Annotated in this window: 11 protein-coding genes; 9 read left to right on the top strand and 2 right to left on the bottom strand. The window is 59.9% G+C overall.

Annotated elements, in window-relative coordinates:
* The first annotated feature begins 23 nt into the window (after positions 1-23).
* From BK667_RS07535 to BK667_RS07560, 6 genes are read left to right on the top strand one after another with little or no spacing between them, the layout of a single operon-like run.
* A complete protein-coding gene (locus BK667_RS07535) occupies positions 24-641 on the top strand; it encodes a thermostable hemolysin (RefSeq protein ID WP_123507641.1) in 618 nt (205 codons plus the stop codon).
* Positions 638-2,206 (top strand): AMP-binding protein, encoded by a 1,569-nt coding sequence (locus BK667_RS07540; protein WP_123597209.1) that lies wholly within the window; start codon positions 638-640, stop codon positions 2,204-2,206. Before BK667_RS07535 ends, BK667_RS07540 begins: the two co-directional genes overlap by 4 nt.
* Positions 2,181-3,062 carry a TauD/TfdA family dioxygenase gene (locus BK667_RS07545; RefSeq protein WP_123597210.1) on the top strand — a complete coding sequence of 294 codons (882 nt, stop codon included), beginning with the start codon at positions 2,181-2,183 and terminating at the stop codon, positions 3,060-3,062. Before BK667_RS07540 ends, BK667_RS07545 begins: the two co-directional genes overlap by 26 nt.
* 9 nt (positions 3,063-3,071) lie before the next feature.
* Positions 3,072-4,199: an aminotransferase class III-fold pyridoxal phosphate-dependent enzyme gene (locus BK667_RS07550; protein WP_123597235.1), complete on the top strand. Its 1,128-nt coding sequence runs from the start codon at positions 3,072-3,074 to the stop codon at positions 4,197-4,199.
* Complete coding sequence (locus tag BK667_RS07555; RefSeq protein WP_123597211.1) at positions 4,177-5,517, top strand: aspartate aminotransferase family protein; 1,341 nt, start codon at positions 4,177-4,179, stop codon at positions 5,515-5,517. The genes BK667_RS07550 and BK667_RS07555 overlap by 23 nt, the downstream gene beginning before the upstream one ends.
* 5 nt (positions 5,518-5,522) lie before the next feature.
* Positions 5,523-6,929: an amidase gene (locus BK667_RS07560; RefSeq protein WP_123597236.1), complete on the top strand. Its 1,407-nt coding sequence runs from the start codon at positions 5,523-5,525 to the stop codon at positions 6,927-6,929.
* Between the two features lie 914 nt (positions 6,930-7,843).
* Here the strand turns inward: BK667_RS07560 and BK667_RS07580 are convergent.
* On the bottom strand, positions 7,844-8,755 hold the full coding sequence (locus BK667_RS07580; protein WP_123507655.1) for a DMT family transporter: 912 nt from the start codon (positions 8,753-8,755) through the stop codon (positions 7,844-7,846).
* Positions 8,756-8,899: 144 nt separating this feature from the next.
* A complete protein-coding gene (locus BK667_RS07585) occupies positions 8,900-10,087 on the bottom strand; it encodes a cyanate transporter (RefSeq protein WP_123597212.1) in 1,188 nt (395 codons plus the stop codon).
* 566 nt (positions 10,088-10,653) lie between these two features.
* Here BK667_RS07585 and BK667_RS07590 point away from each other — a divergent pair.
* From BK667_RS07590 to BK667_RS07600, 3 genes are all read left to right on the top strand, one after another.
* Positions 10,654-12,036, top strand: a complete 1,383-nt coding sequence (locus tag BK667_RS07590) for a glutamine synthetase family protein (RefSeq protein WP_123597213.1) — start codon at positions 10,654-10,656, stop codon at positions 12,034-12,036.
* A 168-nt stretch (positions 12,037-12,204) separates the two neighbouring features.
* Positions 12,205-13,854 (top strand): phosphoethanolamine transferase, encoded by a 1,650-nt coding sequence (locus BK667_RS07595; RefSeq protein WP_123597214.1) that lies wholly within the window; start codon positions 12,205-12,207, stop codon positions 13,852-13,854.
* Between the two features lie 73 nt (positions 13,855-13,927).
* Complete coding sequence (locus BK667_RS07600) at positions 13,928-14,590, top strand: class I SAM-dependent methyltransferase (RefSeq protein ID WP_123507665.1); 663 nt, start codon at positions 13,928-13,930, stop codon at positions 14,588-14,590.
* Positions 14,591-14,621 lie beyond the last annotated feature (31 nt).

The following is a 14,621-nucleotide window of genomic DNA, read 5'->3' on the forward strand; positions in this document are numbered from 1 at the left end:
TGAATAGGGACAGGGAGGTCGAAGTGTTGGTTCGTGTCACTGAAAGTCAGACACCGTTATGGGTGCAAGCCACTGAAGTTGTGAAAGAAAAATTTCGCAGTTCTTATAAGGCGACGGTAGAGCCCAGTCCGCAGTATTTTGCGGTCACTCTGGACAATGAGGAACGTATTCTTTCTTGTGCCGGTATAACGTTTGCCGATCACCGCACACTGTTCTCCGAACAATACCTGTCGCAACCGATAGAAACGATACTGTCCGAGCGTTTTGAAAAGACGATCGATCGGTCAACTATTGTTGAAATCGGTAGTTTGATTTCCCATCACCTGACGGCCGGAATGATCATGGTCAACATGATCCCGTTATTGGCCTGGTGCATGGGTGGCCACTATCTTCTGTGCACCGTCACGCCCCGGGTCCGGGAAATGATGGAAAGTTGCCAGATCGATTTCGAACCGCTGCTAACGGCTGATCCAGAGCGGTTAGCCAATGATGGCGGCAAGAACTGGGGCAGCTACTACTCGAAAATGCCGGTCACCGGATTTATCCGCGTGGACCCGAAACGCTCACGATTTGCCGCCATGACCCTTGGCACGTTGTTCACCCAATTGCCGACGGATTTGCCGGAGAGGGCGCAATCATGAGCGGCCGCTTCATTGCGGACCTGCGGCAGGCGCTGCAGGTCAATCGCCAGAAAATCTGTGCTGTCGATTGTGCAGCGACCGGCCTGGAACACGCCGCGGTCATGACCTACGGCGAGCTGGAGTCCCGGGCGCTGAACCTGGCGGCGGAACTGCAACGGCGTTTCGACACCCCGGCCCATGGCGACCACGTCGTGCTGGGGATCGCGACCCGCAACAGCAGTGACTGGCTGGTGGCCGACCTGGCGTGCCTGTTTGCCGGGATTACCGCGTTGCCTTTGCCGCTGGCGTTCAGCCAGGCTCAGGCCGAACACCTCGCCGAGCGCTGTGACGGTTTTCTGGTGGATGCCGCCGGCGAGCGCACTCTGGCTGAGCGCTGGAGGCTCGATTTCCCCGAGAGTCGCTTAAGGCGCCTCGGCGATCCCGCCATTGAACAACCGTTGTTGCGTGAACCGGATGGCGTCAGCGAGTGGATCTGCAAAATCATCCACACCTCCGGCACGACCAGTAGGCCCAAGGGTGTGCGCCTGAGCACGGTGGCCGTGGGCGCGGTGTTGACGTCCCTGCGCGAGGGAATGCCGGCCGATGCCCATCGCCGTTACCTGTCGCTCGTACCGTTGAGCCTGCTGCTGGAGCAAGTGACCGCCGCGTACTTGCCGCTGCTGGCCGGTGGCACCGTGCATTTTCTGCCGGAAGGCGAGCCACTGCTCGGCGAACCGGGGACCTCACCGCAACGCTTGATTGAGTGGATCCTGCAAGTCGAACCGACCGCCCTGACGGTGCCGCCGGTGATGCTCAATCGCTTCTACGAGCAACTGGCTCAAGGCGATAAACAAAGCGAGCGCCTGTCCCGTTACCTGCATTCGGGGGTGCATATCACCTGCGGCGGCGCGGCGGTCAGTATCGATATCTTGAACGCCCTCGCCGAAGACGGCGTTTCGGTGTTCCAGGGCTACGGATTGTCCGAAAACGCTTCCGTTGTCAGCATGAATACCGCGCAGCACCAGCGTCTGGGCAGTGTCGGCAAACCGTTGCCGCATGTTCAGGTGCGCATCGGCGCCGATCAGACCATCGAGGTCAAAAGCAGCTCGTTGTTCAGCGGTTATTCGGGCAAGGACCCGAGCGCCTGTTCCATGTCCGACGACGGCTGGATGGACACCGGCGACTTGGGTGAACTGGATGCCGATGGCTATCTCTACGTCCGCGGTCGCAAGAAAAATGTGATTTGCCTGCCCAATGGCCGCAACGTCAGCCCCGAGCAAGTTGAGCTGGAATACCGCGAATATCCCGGCGTGCGCGATGCCGCGGTGTTTTTTGATGAGACCCATGGCCTGGTGGCGTTGCTCTGTGTCGAGTCGGCTCCGGATCGCGACGATTTGGCCAACTGGTCGACCCGGCGCTTTTCCGACATCGAGCGGCCGAGTCGCCTCTGGTTATTGACCAAGGACGATCCATTGCTCGAGCAGCTCTACACCGTCACCGGCCGCCCGAAACGCGCCGATATCGCCACTGTTTTTGCCGACTTGCAAGGGAATGCTGCTGATGAACACGCCTGCCTATCGCTGTGAAAATCCTGACATCTCGATCATCGAGCCACACCATTTCGCCCGCCTGGGCAAGTCCGAGCTGTACGAATTGCTGGGGCATTACGGTGTCGTGCTGCTGCGCAACTGCATCCACAATCCCGAGGATTTCAGCAGCTATGTGCGGCAAAACAGTTCGCGGCTGAGCCTCGATCCGGCACGGGTCATGGTCGGTGGCGCAGCGCAGTTGGTGGATGCGGGCCGTCAGGAAATCGGCCTGCATTGCGAGAATGGCAATTCGCCGTTCTGGCCGGACATCACCTGGTTCTACTGCCAGGAAGCGCCGCGCAAAGGTTCGCAAACCACCCTGTGCGATGGCGAAAAAGTGCTGGCGAAACTGTCGCCGGACTGCCGCACCTTCTTCGAGCAAAACCCGATTCGCTACAGCCGCACCGTGGCCGGCGACAAATGGCGTCGGCTGGTTTGCCACTACTCGCCAGCGCTCTCGGACCCGGCGGCAGTCAGCATCAACGATTTGATGCAGATCGTCGGCAGTGATCCGCAGACCGTGATCACCTTCAACCCTGACGACGACTCGATTCACTACGCCTTTGGCACGTCGGCGATTCTGGTCTCCGAATTCAGCCAGCGCCCGGCCTTCGCCAACAGCATCCTCGGCCCGTCCTTCAACTATGAAGTGCCGGTGATCGACACGGTGTCCGGGCTGCAAATTCCTCCTGAGTTCCTGGTGGAAATCGCCGCGGTGTCTGCGCAATACACCTACCCGGTGGGCTGGCGCGACCACGACATGGTGATGATCGACAACCGTCGAGTGATGCATGGCCGTGAAGCCATCGTTGACGAGCGTCGTCGCATTTTCAACGCCTTGAGCTACCGCTGAGACCTCTTTATGAAAACCTCTAATAAACAAATCATTTCGGGTCAGTACGAGACATACACCGATGGCGATGGTCGCCAGATCATCGACCTGGCCGGCGGTTTTGGCTTTCAGGTGCCGTCGGTGATCGCGGCGGTCAGCCAGCAGGCTGATCGCATGGGCCTGTCCAATCGCGTGTTGATGTCCGAGCCTTTGATCGCGTTCTGCAAGCGTTTGGCCGAGCTGCTGCCGGCGCCGCTGGTCAGCTCCTATATCTGCAGCTCCGGCGATGAGGCGTTCGAAGGTGCCTTGAAACTGTGCAAAGGCCTCAAGCCCAAGGGCAACACCATCGTCTATATCCAGGGCGGCGATTATGGCTCGCTGAGTTACGGACGTTGCCTCGGCGCGGCGCAAGACTACCTGGAAATCCAGCGTTTCCTCGGCTTTGAACTGGTGGCGGTCAGTGATACCCGTGACCTGGCGAAAGTGGACTGGAACGACTGCTTCGCGGTGTGCCACACCAGCACCGTGATCGATGAAGACGGGCGCCTGCGCCTGATCGATCAGACACTGCTCGACCCGTTATACGCGGCGGCGGCCAAGGTTTCGGCGCCGGTCATCGCGGTCGATGTGCAAAGTTGCCTCGGCAGCCTGGGCACGCTGTTCGGTTTCCAGCGCTACCACAACACCCCGGACATCGTGGTGCTGGGCGGCGCGTTGGGCGGCAGCGCGATTCCCATCGGCACCTACACCTGCAGCGAGCAGATGGCCTATCAAGTTTATGGGCGCAGCAGCCCGGCCAAGCATGGCAGCACCACCGCCGGCAACCCGATGGCGTGCATCGCCGCCATGGCGGCACTCGATTACGTGCAGGCCCACGGCTCGGTCAAACAGTGCTTCAACAACGGCCAGATCCTGGCGCAAGCGCTCGTCTCGTTCGGCGCGGTTGCCTGCGGTGCGTGGGTCAGCCTGCCGCTGCGCGGCGACGTCAACCCGAGCCGTTTGTGCGAAGAGCTTTATCAGCGTGGCGTCTATATCAGCCCACCCCGTGGCCGCGAATTGATTCTGCGTTGCCCGGTCACCGCGCGGGCCGAACACATCCAGCGTGCCGCCACTATCATCAAGGAGACTTTCAGCCATGTCCTTAACCATGCCGCATGAACAACTGCTGGATGATTGCCAGCGGCATTGGAGTGCTTCGGCGACCAAGCTCTACCGCATGGGCAAGACCAGCGTCGAGCAGGAAGCCGATGGGATCTATGTCACCGACCATACCGGCAAGCGTTTTATCGACTGCGCCTGTAGCTATGGGGTGTTTATCGTCGGCCATCGCAATCCGATGGTGCGCGAGGCGGTGCAGAACCAGTTGCATCAGATGGCGTGGGTTCCCGAAGGTCGGGTGCACCCGGTGCAAGATCAATTGACCGAGCGTCTGCGCGAGTTGGTGCCCGGTGAGTGGGGCGATGTGCAGTACATGGTCTCCGGTGCCGAAGCCATCGAACAGAGCATGCGTTATGTGCTCAAGGTGCAGAAGCACCGGCGCGGGATCGTGGTCATGAGCGATTCCTACCACGGCAAGACGCTGGCGGCGATGAGCATCCTCGGCCAGCAACAGCACCATCGCAGTTACGGCACCGCCGCTTCGGAAGTGACCTACGTGCCGTACGGTGATTTCGCCGCGTTGCACAAAGCGGTGGGCGAGGGGGTGTGCGCGGTGTATGTCGAGCCGATTCTCGGCGGCGCGCATTTGCAGGTGCCGCCGGTGGGTTACATGGCCAACATCCGCGCCCTGTGCGATGCCACCGACACCTTGCTGATCGCCGACGAAATCCAGACCGGTTTCGGTCGCTGCGGCAAATGGTTTGCCGTGCAGTACGACGACATCGTGCCGGACATCATGATCCTCTCCAAAGGCCTGACCGGCGGCTACACCTCGTTCGCCTGCGCGATGTACAGCCAGCGCCTGAGCACGCAATTTCCGCTGCGCGAAATCGAGCCGGACCAACGCACCAATGGCGGTCATCCGGTGGGTTGCGCGTCGGCGCTGGCCGCGATCGATTTCATCGAAAACAACAACCTGGTCGAGGCGTCGCGGATCAATGGCGGCTTGCTCCGCCATGGCCTGCAACGGCTGGCCCAGCGTTATCCGCAGATTGTCGAGGACGTGCCTGGCGTCGGCCTGATGACCGGTTTGCGTTTGCGCGGCTCGGTGTACGAAGCGCTGATGAGCATGGAGCTGGGCAAGCGTGGCGTGCATGCGGGGCATTCGATGAATGAAAAAGCCGAGCACCCGGTACTGCGTTTTTACCCGCCGCTGAACATCACCCCCGAGGCGTTGCGGCATGTGCTGACCATGACCGAAGAAGCCCTGGACGCCATCGCCCGTCGGCCGAAATTGGCGGTCAAGGCGTTTTCCTTGGTGGTGCGCAACATGTACCACATCCCCAACAAGCTGCTACGCAGCAAAGCGGAGCACTGATGAGCATGTTCAATCCGGACACCTTGACCCTGCGCGAAATGGCCGGCCTGCTGCGACGTGGCGTGCTGACCAGCGTCAGCCTGCTGGACTTCTACCTGCAACGCATTGCCGAACGTAACCCGCAGATCAATGCGCTGATTCAACTGGAGTCCGCCGACGAATTGCGTCGGCAGGCCCGTGAAGCCGATGAGATGGCGCGTATCGGCAACATTCGCGGCCCGTTGCACGGCATCCCGATGACCATCAAGGACGTCTGCCATGTGCGCGGCTTCCGCATGTCCCGTGGGCTGGAGGAGTTGCTCGGTGACGCCAGCCAAGAGGACGCCACCGTGGTGGCCCGGCTGCGTAAGGCCGGCGCGATCATCCTCGGCATCACCAACGTTCCCGAGCTGTGCATGGCCTTCGAAACCGACAACCTGTTGTATGGCCGCACACTCAACCCCCATGACCCGCAGCGTTCCGCCGGTGGCAGCAGTGGCGGTGAAGCGGCGGCGATTGCGGCGGGTTGTTCGCCGGCCGGGTTGGCCTCGGATGCGTGCGGCAGTGTGCGCATTCCGGCGCATTTCAACGGCGTTTGCGGCCTCAAGCTGACCCAGGGCCGCGTGCCGTTGACCGGGCAGTTTCCCAACGACCGTTCCGGGCTGTTCCACCTGACCTCGGCGTTTGGCGTGATGGGGCGTTATGTCGATGACCTGGCATTGCTCGGGCAACTGATCAGCGGCGCCGACGGCCACGATCCGGACACCGTCGACGTGCCGTTCAGCGATAGCAAACCCTTGGCCGAGCTGCGTGTTGCACTGTCCTGGGAGTCGGCGCGGACCGAAGTCAGCCCGGCAGTGAAGCACGTACTGCAACGGGTCGAGGCGTGCCTGAGCAGTGTGGTCGAGCAAGTAACCTCGACCGCGCCGCCGATGCTCGACGAGGCCAGCGATGTACTGTGGCGGGTGTTTATCACGGGCGCGGATGCCGGGCGGAGCTGGAAGAAACTGTTTGCGTCGATGAACAAACAGACCTACACGCCAGCGACTTCGGAGTTGATCCGCTTGAGTGAAGAGGTTGAGCTGAGCGTCGATGAAATGAAGCGCGACTGGATCATGATCGACACGTTTCGCTATCAACTGGCGAAGTTCTTCAATCAGCACGATCTGTTCATCTGCCCGGTGTTCCCGGACGTCGCGTTTGCCCATGGCGAGTCGCTGCTGGACCGTGATCGCTATGCCTTCGTATTCCCGTTCAGCCTGTCCGGCTCCCCGGCGGTGGTCATCCGCGCCGGGCACGACCCGGTCAGCGGCATGCCGATCGGCATCCAGATCATCGGCCCGCATTGGCAAGAAGAACGACTGCTGGCCGTGGCCAACTTCCTCGAGCGGGAAATGACACGCTGGAGCCCGGTGACCCCAATTACCCAGTGATCCCCCTGTGGGAGCAGGCTTGCTCGCGTAGCGGTCGAGTCAGTCACCTTAATATTGACTGACCCACCGCCTTCGCGAGCAAGCCCGCTCCCACATTTGGTCCAGGTTGAACTCGATATTTGCATCCAACCCCGATCCCCCTGTGGGAGCGAGCCTGCTCGCGAAAGCGGAGTGTCAGTCACATTGATTTCGACTGACACGGCCCCTTCGCGAGCAAGCCCGCTCCCACATTTGATCCAGGTTGAACTCGATATTTGCATCCAACCCCGATCCCCTGTGGGAGCAGGCTTGCTCGCGAAAGCAATCTGTCATCCAGCATTGATGCCAACTGACACACCGCCATCGCGAGCAAGCTCGCTCCCACATTTGATCCTGGCTGAACTCGATATTTGCATCCAACACCAATCCCCTGTGGGAGCGAGCTTGCTCGCGAAAGCGTCGTGTCAGTCACATTGATGCCAACTGACACACCGCCATCGCGAGCAAGCTCGCTCCCACATTTGATCCTGGCTGAACTCGATATTTGCATCCAACTCCGATCCCCTGTGGGAGCGAGCTTGCTCGCGAAAGCGGAGTGTCAGTCACATTGATTTCGACTGACATACCGCCTTCGCGAGCAAGCCCGCTCCCACATTTGGTCCAGGTTGAACTCGATATTTGCAGCCAACTCCGATCCCCTGTGGGAGCGAGCTTGCTCGCGAAAGCAATCTGTCATCCAGCATTGATGCCAACTGACACACCGCCATCGCGAGCAAGCTCGCTCCCACATTTGGTCCAGGGTGAACTCGATATTTGCATCCAACACCAATCCCCTGTGGGAGCGAGCTTGCTCGCGAAAGCGGTGTGTCATTCATCAATGATGTTGGCTGATACGGCGCCTTCGTGAGCAAACCCACTCCCACTCTAATCGGATTTCAGGCTGTAACCGCTTTCACATTCCGGCTGCTGATCACCAGCGCCAACATCCCGACCCCCACTAACACCGCCCCGCACACTTCAATCAACGCCGGTTGTTGCCGCAGCCAGAACCAATGGAACAGGGTGACGAACAACGTATTGAGGTAGACATAGGAAATCACCGTCGAAGGCGATATCACCCCGATAGCCCGATGCAGCAGCCAGAAAGTCGCGAGGGTGCCAAACAGTGCCAGGTACACCAGCCACAACATATCGCTCACCGCCAGTTGTGCGCCGCTGCGCCAGCCGCCGCTGAACAGGCAGAACACCAGCAGAAACAATGCACCGAACAACATGTTCCAGAAGGTCATCGCCACCGGGTCACGGCCCTTCAAGGTCTTGGCCTTGAAGCGCTGGCTCAGGGGCGAATACAGCGCCATCGCCAGGCAACCGACGCCGAACACCACAACCGGGTACAGCGCCGGCAATTCGCCCGGGGCCGAGCCTTTGAGGATCAGCAGCACCGCGCCGACCGCCGCAATCAGCATCGGCAACAAACGGGTCTTCAGGCTCGGGCTCGGCAGCAGGAACACTTCGAAGAACAGCGTCATCAGCGGCACCAGGGTGTACAGCGTCGCGGTGTTGACCGCCGTGGTGTAACGCAGCGCTTCGAACAGCGAACCAAAATACGTCGCCAGCAATAGCCCAAGCACCGCATGGGCGAGCAAGCCTTTGACCGAGATTGGCGAGTGGTTCTTCAACAACAGCAGCGGCAGGAACATCAAGGCTGAAAACAACAGGCGCAGCCCGGTCAACAGGATCGGATCAATCGCCTGGCTGACCTCCGCCGCCGCAAAAAAAGACGCGGCGATCAGCATCGCCCAGATCAACATGCCCCAATGAGCTGCTGCAAAACCGACTTGTTTCATGAGTGCTCCCCAGCGTTTGACTGCAAGACGCCATGATCGATAGGCCGGCCTGCGGGCACGGGCGAGTGGTTAAATACGTGAACCGGTCCTTTCAAGGAAATGGCCGAACAGCCAGGAGGCAGGCCTTGAAAGAACCGTCGAAGATTATTGAATATGCTGCGCGTAACGTTTCGGATTGAAGCGCAGCACCATCACGATCATCACCGCCATCACCGCGGTGAGTGACCACCAGGCCCATTCGAAGCTACCCAGTTGGTCGCGAATCATCCCGGCAATCAGCGGCGAGAGCCCGGCGATCAGGTAGCCGATGCCTTGTACGAAAGCGGTCAGGCCACCCGCACGGCGCGGATTATCCAGGTGATCGAGGGACACGATCAGACTCATCGGGAACAGACCGCCAATCCCCAGGCCCAGCAGGCATGGCCACAACAGGCTGAAGCGTTCGGGGCTGAGGATCAGGCCGCAGAAGCCCGCCATGATCAGCATCAACAGCACCGCCAGCACCAGACGCTTGTCCTGGCTGCGGTTGGCAATCGCCGGGGTGACCAAACCGGAAATCACTTCCATGGCCGTCAGAAACCCGAGCAGCAAACCGGCGTTCTGCTCGCTCCAGCCTTTCTCCACGTAATACGGCGCGAGCCAGGCCAGCACGCAGGTGTAGGAGGCGGTGCCCAAACCGAAGAAAATCGCCAGCAACCAGGCCCGGGAATTACCGGCGAAGGATTCCTGGCGACCCTTCGGCGCGGCGGGCAATTGCGGGATGGCCGAGCGTTGGGCAAACCAGAAACCCAGGGCCAGCAATGCCAGCAGTGCCCAGATTGCCAGGCCCATGCGCCAACTGCCGGTTTGCGCCAACACGAACGGCGAGAACGAAGCCGCGATGGCCGCGCCGCCCATGATCGAGGTGACATACAAACCCATGAACAGCGAGACGTTATCGCTGAAACGCGACTTGATCAGCGCCGGCATCACCGCCTGGATGAGGGCGATCCCCACCCCGGCCAATACCGCGCTGAGGATCAGCTCAAGGGTGGTGTCCAGGTACAACCGCGACACCGTGGCCACGCCGATGATCACCAAAGACAAGACAATGGTGCGGTGTTCGCCGAAGCGTTGCGCGACGCGCATGCCCAGGAACATCGCCAGCCCCATGGCCATGACGGGCAGCATGGTCAGCAGCGAAGCGGTACTGAAACTCAGCGGGATATCCCCGCGAATCGCTGATAGCAAAGGGCCGACCGCGGCCATGGACGGGCGCAGGTTCAGTGCGACGAGAATGATGCTGGCGATTAACCAGAGGGCAGGGCGGGTCGTTGCGCGTACGTTTTCCATAAGCAAGCCTTCAAGAACAAGGTCTTGATTAGGCGCGAGGGGGTGAGCAGCGGCAAATTAGAAAGTCTGGGGGGGTATCGAGAAATTAAATAAACCGCCGTCATTTTGTAGGAGCAAGGCTTGCCCGCGATGGCGTCTTGTCAGCCTGCATCATTGTTGAATGACACACCGCCATCGCGGGCAAGCCTTGCTCCTACAGACTTTTCTGGTGCCTGGAATGTTTAGCCAACCCACAACCAAAGTTCTCCAATTGCCGATTTAACGGAGCATCCACCCATGTGACGCTGCTGCTCACCTGTTTTCTGCGGTTTCTTCTATGGACGGTTGGCCAGTCGCACTCCATCACCCGGCATCCAGCCTCGGTCGTCGATTCCTGCCTGCCACTGCGCCAAACCTCTCTGCACTTCCTTCCGAACTGGCCTTCTGGGCGCTGTGGCATTGTCGTCACGCGCGCCCGCCGGATTCCTGCGTTTCCCGTTGATTGTTCCTACAGGTCCCACGCCATGCGTCGGGATCAAACCGGCGACGCCTGCGCGTTTGCCTGACACGGAAAAACGAGAATTCCCATGAGTTGTGCCACGACCTCCTTCGCCACACAGCAAGAAGCCCTGACTTTTCTGGAACAGAACCCGGATATCGAGATGTTCGAATTGTTCATCCTCGACAACAACGGCGTGCCTCGGGGCAAGTTGCTGCATCGCGATGAACTGCTGGCGGTGTATCAAAGCGGTCGGCCGCTGCCGAGCACCATTCTCGGCCTGACCATCAACGGCGACGACGTGGAAAACTCCGGGCTGGTGTGGGAGGTCGGCGATATCGATTGCCGTGCCTACCCGGTCAGCGGCAGTTTGCAGCGCATGCCGTGGCGCTTGATTCCGACCGCGGCGGTGCAAGTCAGCATGCACCCCACCGAAGGCCTGCCGGCGACCATTGCCGACCCGCGCCACTTGCTGGCGAAGGTCATCGAGGGCTTGCAGGCCGACGGCTATTACCCGGTGATGGCGTCAGAACTGGAGTTCTATTTGCTGGATCAACAGCGCGACAGCAACGGTCGGCCCCAACCGGCCCGGGACGTCGATGGCGGACGGCCGCGCGCCACGCAGGTCTACGGCTTGCGTGAACTGGAGCAGATCGAACCGTTCCTCGCCGACCTCTACAGCGCCTGCAAACTCCAGGGCATTCCGGCGCGCACGGCGATTTCCGAATACGCCCCGGGCCAAGTGGAAATCACTCTCGAACACCGCAGCGATGCATTGCAGGCGATGGACGAAGCGGTGCGTTACAAACGACTGGTCAAAGGCGTGGCGCACAAGCACGGGATGGCGGCGTGTTTCATGGCCAAACCCTTCGATGACCTGGCGGGCACCGGGATGCACATGCACGTCAGCCTGGCGGACAAGGATGGCAACAACCTGTTTGCCAGCGAAGCGCCCGACGGGACGCCGCTGCTCCGGCACGCAGTGGGCGGGATGCTCAGCACCTTGCTCGATTCGCTGCTGTTGTTCTGCCCGAACGCCAACTCCTATCGCCGCTTCCAGACCAACAGCTACGCGCCGCTGGCCGCGACCTGGGGCGTGGACAACCGCACCGTGAGTTTGCGGGTTCCCGGTGGGCCGGCATTCTCCCGGCATATCGAACACCGCATCTGTGGGGCCGACGCCAATCCGTATCTGGCAGCGGCAGCGATTCTGGCCGGCATTCACCGTGGCATCCGTGAACAACTCGATCCCGGTGCGCCGGTGGAGGGCAACGGTTACGCCCAGGCCACCGAATTGCTGCCTACCGACTGGCTGACCACGTTGCAGGCGCTGGAAGATTCGAGTTGGGCGCGGGATGCGTTTGGCGGTGAGTTCCTGGGGGTGTACCTGGCGGTGAAGCGTGCTGAATATCGGCAGTTCATGGGCGAGGTTGGTGAGCAGGATTGGCGCTGGTACCTGAACCAGGCCTGACGGTTTCGCAAATAATTTAAAAGTTTTGCAGTTATATCGGGAGCCAACTATTCGTTGGCTTCTTTTTCACGAAAAATTGATGGTTGACTGACTAGAGTTTGTGCTGCCGCGGAAAATGAAATTTTCACATCTGCCGGCGGCACTTCTTTTCGGGAACAATCCATCCGCATGTTGAAATTCAAAGCCGTGCGCCCCGAGTGGGTGACACTGATCGCCAGCGCCTTTTTATTGGCCGGGTTCAATCTGGTTCTCTGGCAGCACCTTTTCGAAATCACCGCCACCAACGCCCAGGGCATCGCCATGCGCGTAGCGTTCGGCGTGATGGTGCTCGGTGCCTTCAATATTGTCCTGACCCTGCTGGCGTTGCGCCCCATCCTCAAGCCGCTGCTGACGTTGATCTTCATGGTCAGTGCCGGCGTGGCTTACTTCATGAGTCAATATGGCGTACTGATTGACGCCGGCATGTTCCGTAACTTTGCCGAAACCAATGCCACGGAAGTGCGCGACTTACTGTCGATAAAGTTGTTGGCTTATATTGTTTTATTGGGCGTTTTGCCATCGTGGTTGTTGTGGAAAACACCAATCAGTTATCGCGCCTGGCATCGTGATTTATTAAGTAAAGCCTTGGTCAGTGTCGCGTCTGTTGCCGTGATCGGTGGTGTGGCACTGGTGAACTATCAGGGCTTGTCGTCGCTGTTTCGCAATCACCATGAATTGCACTTGATGGTGGTGCCAAGCAACTACATCGGCGCCTCGGTCGGTTATCTGCGTGAGCAAGTGGTGTCCGCGCGACAGCCCTTCGTCAAGATCGGTGAAGACGCCCGCAAAGACCCGAGCTGGCAGAACCATGGGCGCAAATCCCTGACGGTGCTGGTGGTCGGTGAAAGTGCCCGGGCCGAGAACTTCGGGGTCCTCGGTTATGGTCGCGACACCACGCCCAAACTCAGTAAAGAGGCTGGCCTGATCGCCTTCACCGACGTGCACTCCTGCGGCACGGAAACGGCGGTGTCGGTGCCGTGCATGTTCTCCAACATGGGCCGCAAGGATTACAGCGCGAGCAAGGCCAAGAACGAAGAAGGCCTGCTGGATGTGCTCAAGCGTGCCGGCCTGGACGTAATCTGGCGCGATAACCAGTCGGGCTGCAAAGGCACCTGCGATCGGGTCACCATCGATGATGTCAGCAACCTGAAGGACCCGGTGTTGTGCTCCAGCAGCGAATGCCGCGATGAAATTCTCCTGCAAGGTTTGCAGCACTTTATCGACACACTGGATAAAGACACTGTGCTGGTATTGCACCAGATGGGCAGCCACGGCCCCGAATACTTCAAGCGTTACCCCAAAGAGTACGAACACTTCACCCCGGTTTGCGAAAGTAATGCGCTGAACAATTGCAGTCGCGAAAGCATCGTCAATGGCTACGACAACACCCTGGTGTATACCGACCATGTGCTGTCGACCCTGATCGATCTGTTGCGCAGCAACCAGGACAAAGTTGATACCGCGATGCTCTACCTGTCCGATCACGGGGAATCCCTGGGCGAGTACAACCTGTTCCTCCATGGCACGCCTTACATGATGGCGCCGGAACAACAGAAACACGTGGCCATGCTGGCGTGGTTCTCCGACAGCTATCAAAAGTCGTTTGCGGTGGACACCCATTGCCTGCAAATGAGCCGCGAAAGGCCCTTGAGTCAGGACAATCTGTTCCATTCGATGATTGGTTTGCTGGAGGTCGACAGCAAGGTCTATAACCCCGACCTGGATATGTTCGCCGGCTGCCGCGCCCCGATCATCGATGGCGTGCTGGCAAAAAAGTGAGTGCTTCGACTTATTTTTCACGGGCCGGTCGCTAACCTGCGACCGGTAGATATTCCAACAAGAGCCCCTGAACATGTCCGCGTTGCCCCCATCCGCCATCGAGCTTGAGTTCGCCCGGCGCTACGATCAGGAACACGCCCGCGTCTGCCTGCAGCCGCAACCCCGTGGCCTGGCCGGACGCCTGGCGTTCTGGCGCGCCGAGCAATTGGTGCGCAACGCCCTCAAGGTCGCCGGCGAGCCGGGGTTGCTGCTGGACGTGGCCTGTGGCGCCGGGCGTTTCTGGCCGGTACTGGCCGAGCACGGCAACCGGGTGATCCTGGCCTCGGATCCGTCCCAGGACATGCTTGATCACGCCCGCACCCATCACCCACAGCAGTTGCTCAAGCGGATCAAGACGTTTCAGAGCTCGGCGTTCACCCTCGATTTGTCGGCGAACGCGGTGGATTGCATGATTTGCATGCAACTGTTTCAACATATCGCGAGCCCCGACCACCGGTTGGCCATGCTGGGGGAATTCCATCGGGTCAGTCGGGACACGGTGATTGTCGCGGTTCGCCTGCAAAGCCGCTTCAGGCGCAAGCCATCCGCTGCCGAGGGCGCCGAGCCCCAGCCGCTGCCAGGCAAACTGTTGTTGGAAGCCGAGTTCAGACAGGCGGGTTTCAGCCTGCTCAGTCACCAGGACTTCTTTCCCGGTTGCGCGCGGATGCGGGTCTACGTGCTGCGTAAGACTGGTTAACCTCCCTTTGTCAGACATTTCTTGCCTTCTG

The organism is Pseudomonas frederiksbergensis (assembly GCF_003732705.1).
Classification (GTDB): domain Bacteria; phylum Pseudomonadota; class Gammaproteobacteria; order Pseudomonadales; family Pseudomonadaceae; genus Aquipseudomonas; species Aquipseudomonas frederiksbergensis_F.

Bases quoted from the DNA above. Each gene is read 5' to 3' on its own strand.
- BK667_RS07555 (WP_123597211.1), top strand. From the start codon at position 4,177: ATGTCCTTAACCATGCCGCATGAACAACTGCTGGATGATTGCCAGCGG.
- BK667_RS07550 (WP_123597235.1), top strand. From the start codon at position 3,072: ATGAAAACCTCTAATAAACAAATCATTTCGGGTCAGTACGAGACATAC.
- BK667_RS07600 (WP_123507665.1), top strand. From the start codon at position 13,928: ATGTCCGCGTTGCCCCCATCCGCCATCGAGCTTGAGTTCGCCCGGCGC.
- BK667_RS07585 (WP_123597212.1), bottom strand. From the start codon at position 10,087: ATGGAAAACGTACGCGCAACGACCCGCCCTGCCCTCTGGTTAATCGCC.
- BK667_RS07545 (WP_123597210.1), top strand. From the start codon at position 2,181: ATGAACACGCCTGCCTATCGCTGTGAAAATCCTGACATCTCGATCATC.
- BK667_RS07540 (WP_123597209.1), top strand. From the start codon at position 638: ATGAGCGGCCGCTTCATTGCGGACCTGCGGCAGGCGCTGCAGGTCAAT.
- BK667_RS07590 (WP_123597213.1), top strand. From the start codon at position 10,654: ATGAGTTGTGCCACGACCTCCTTCGCCACACAGCAAGAAGCCCTGACT.
- BK667_RS07580 (WP_123507655.1), bottom strand. From the start codon at position 8,755: ATGAAACAAGTCGGTTTTGCAGCAGCTCATTGGGGCATGTTGATCTGG.
- BK667_RS07595 (WP_123597214.1), top strand. From the start codon at position 12,205: ATGTTGAAATTCAAAGCCGTGCGCCCCGAGTGGGTGACACTGATCGCC.
- BK667_RS07560 (WP_123597236.1), top strand. From the start codon at position 5,523: ATGTTCAATCCGGACACCTTGACCCTGCGCGAAATGGCCGGCCTGCTG.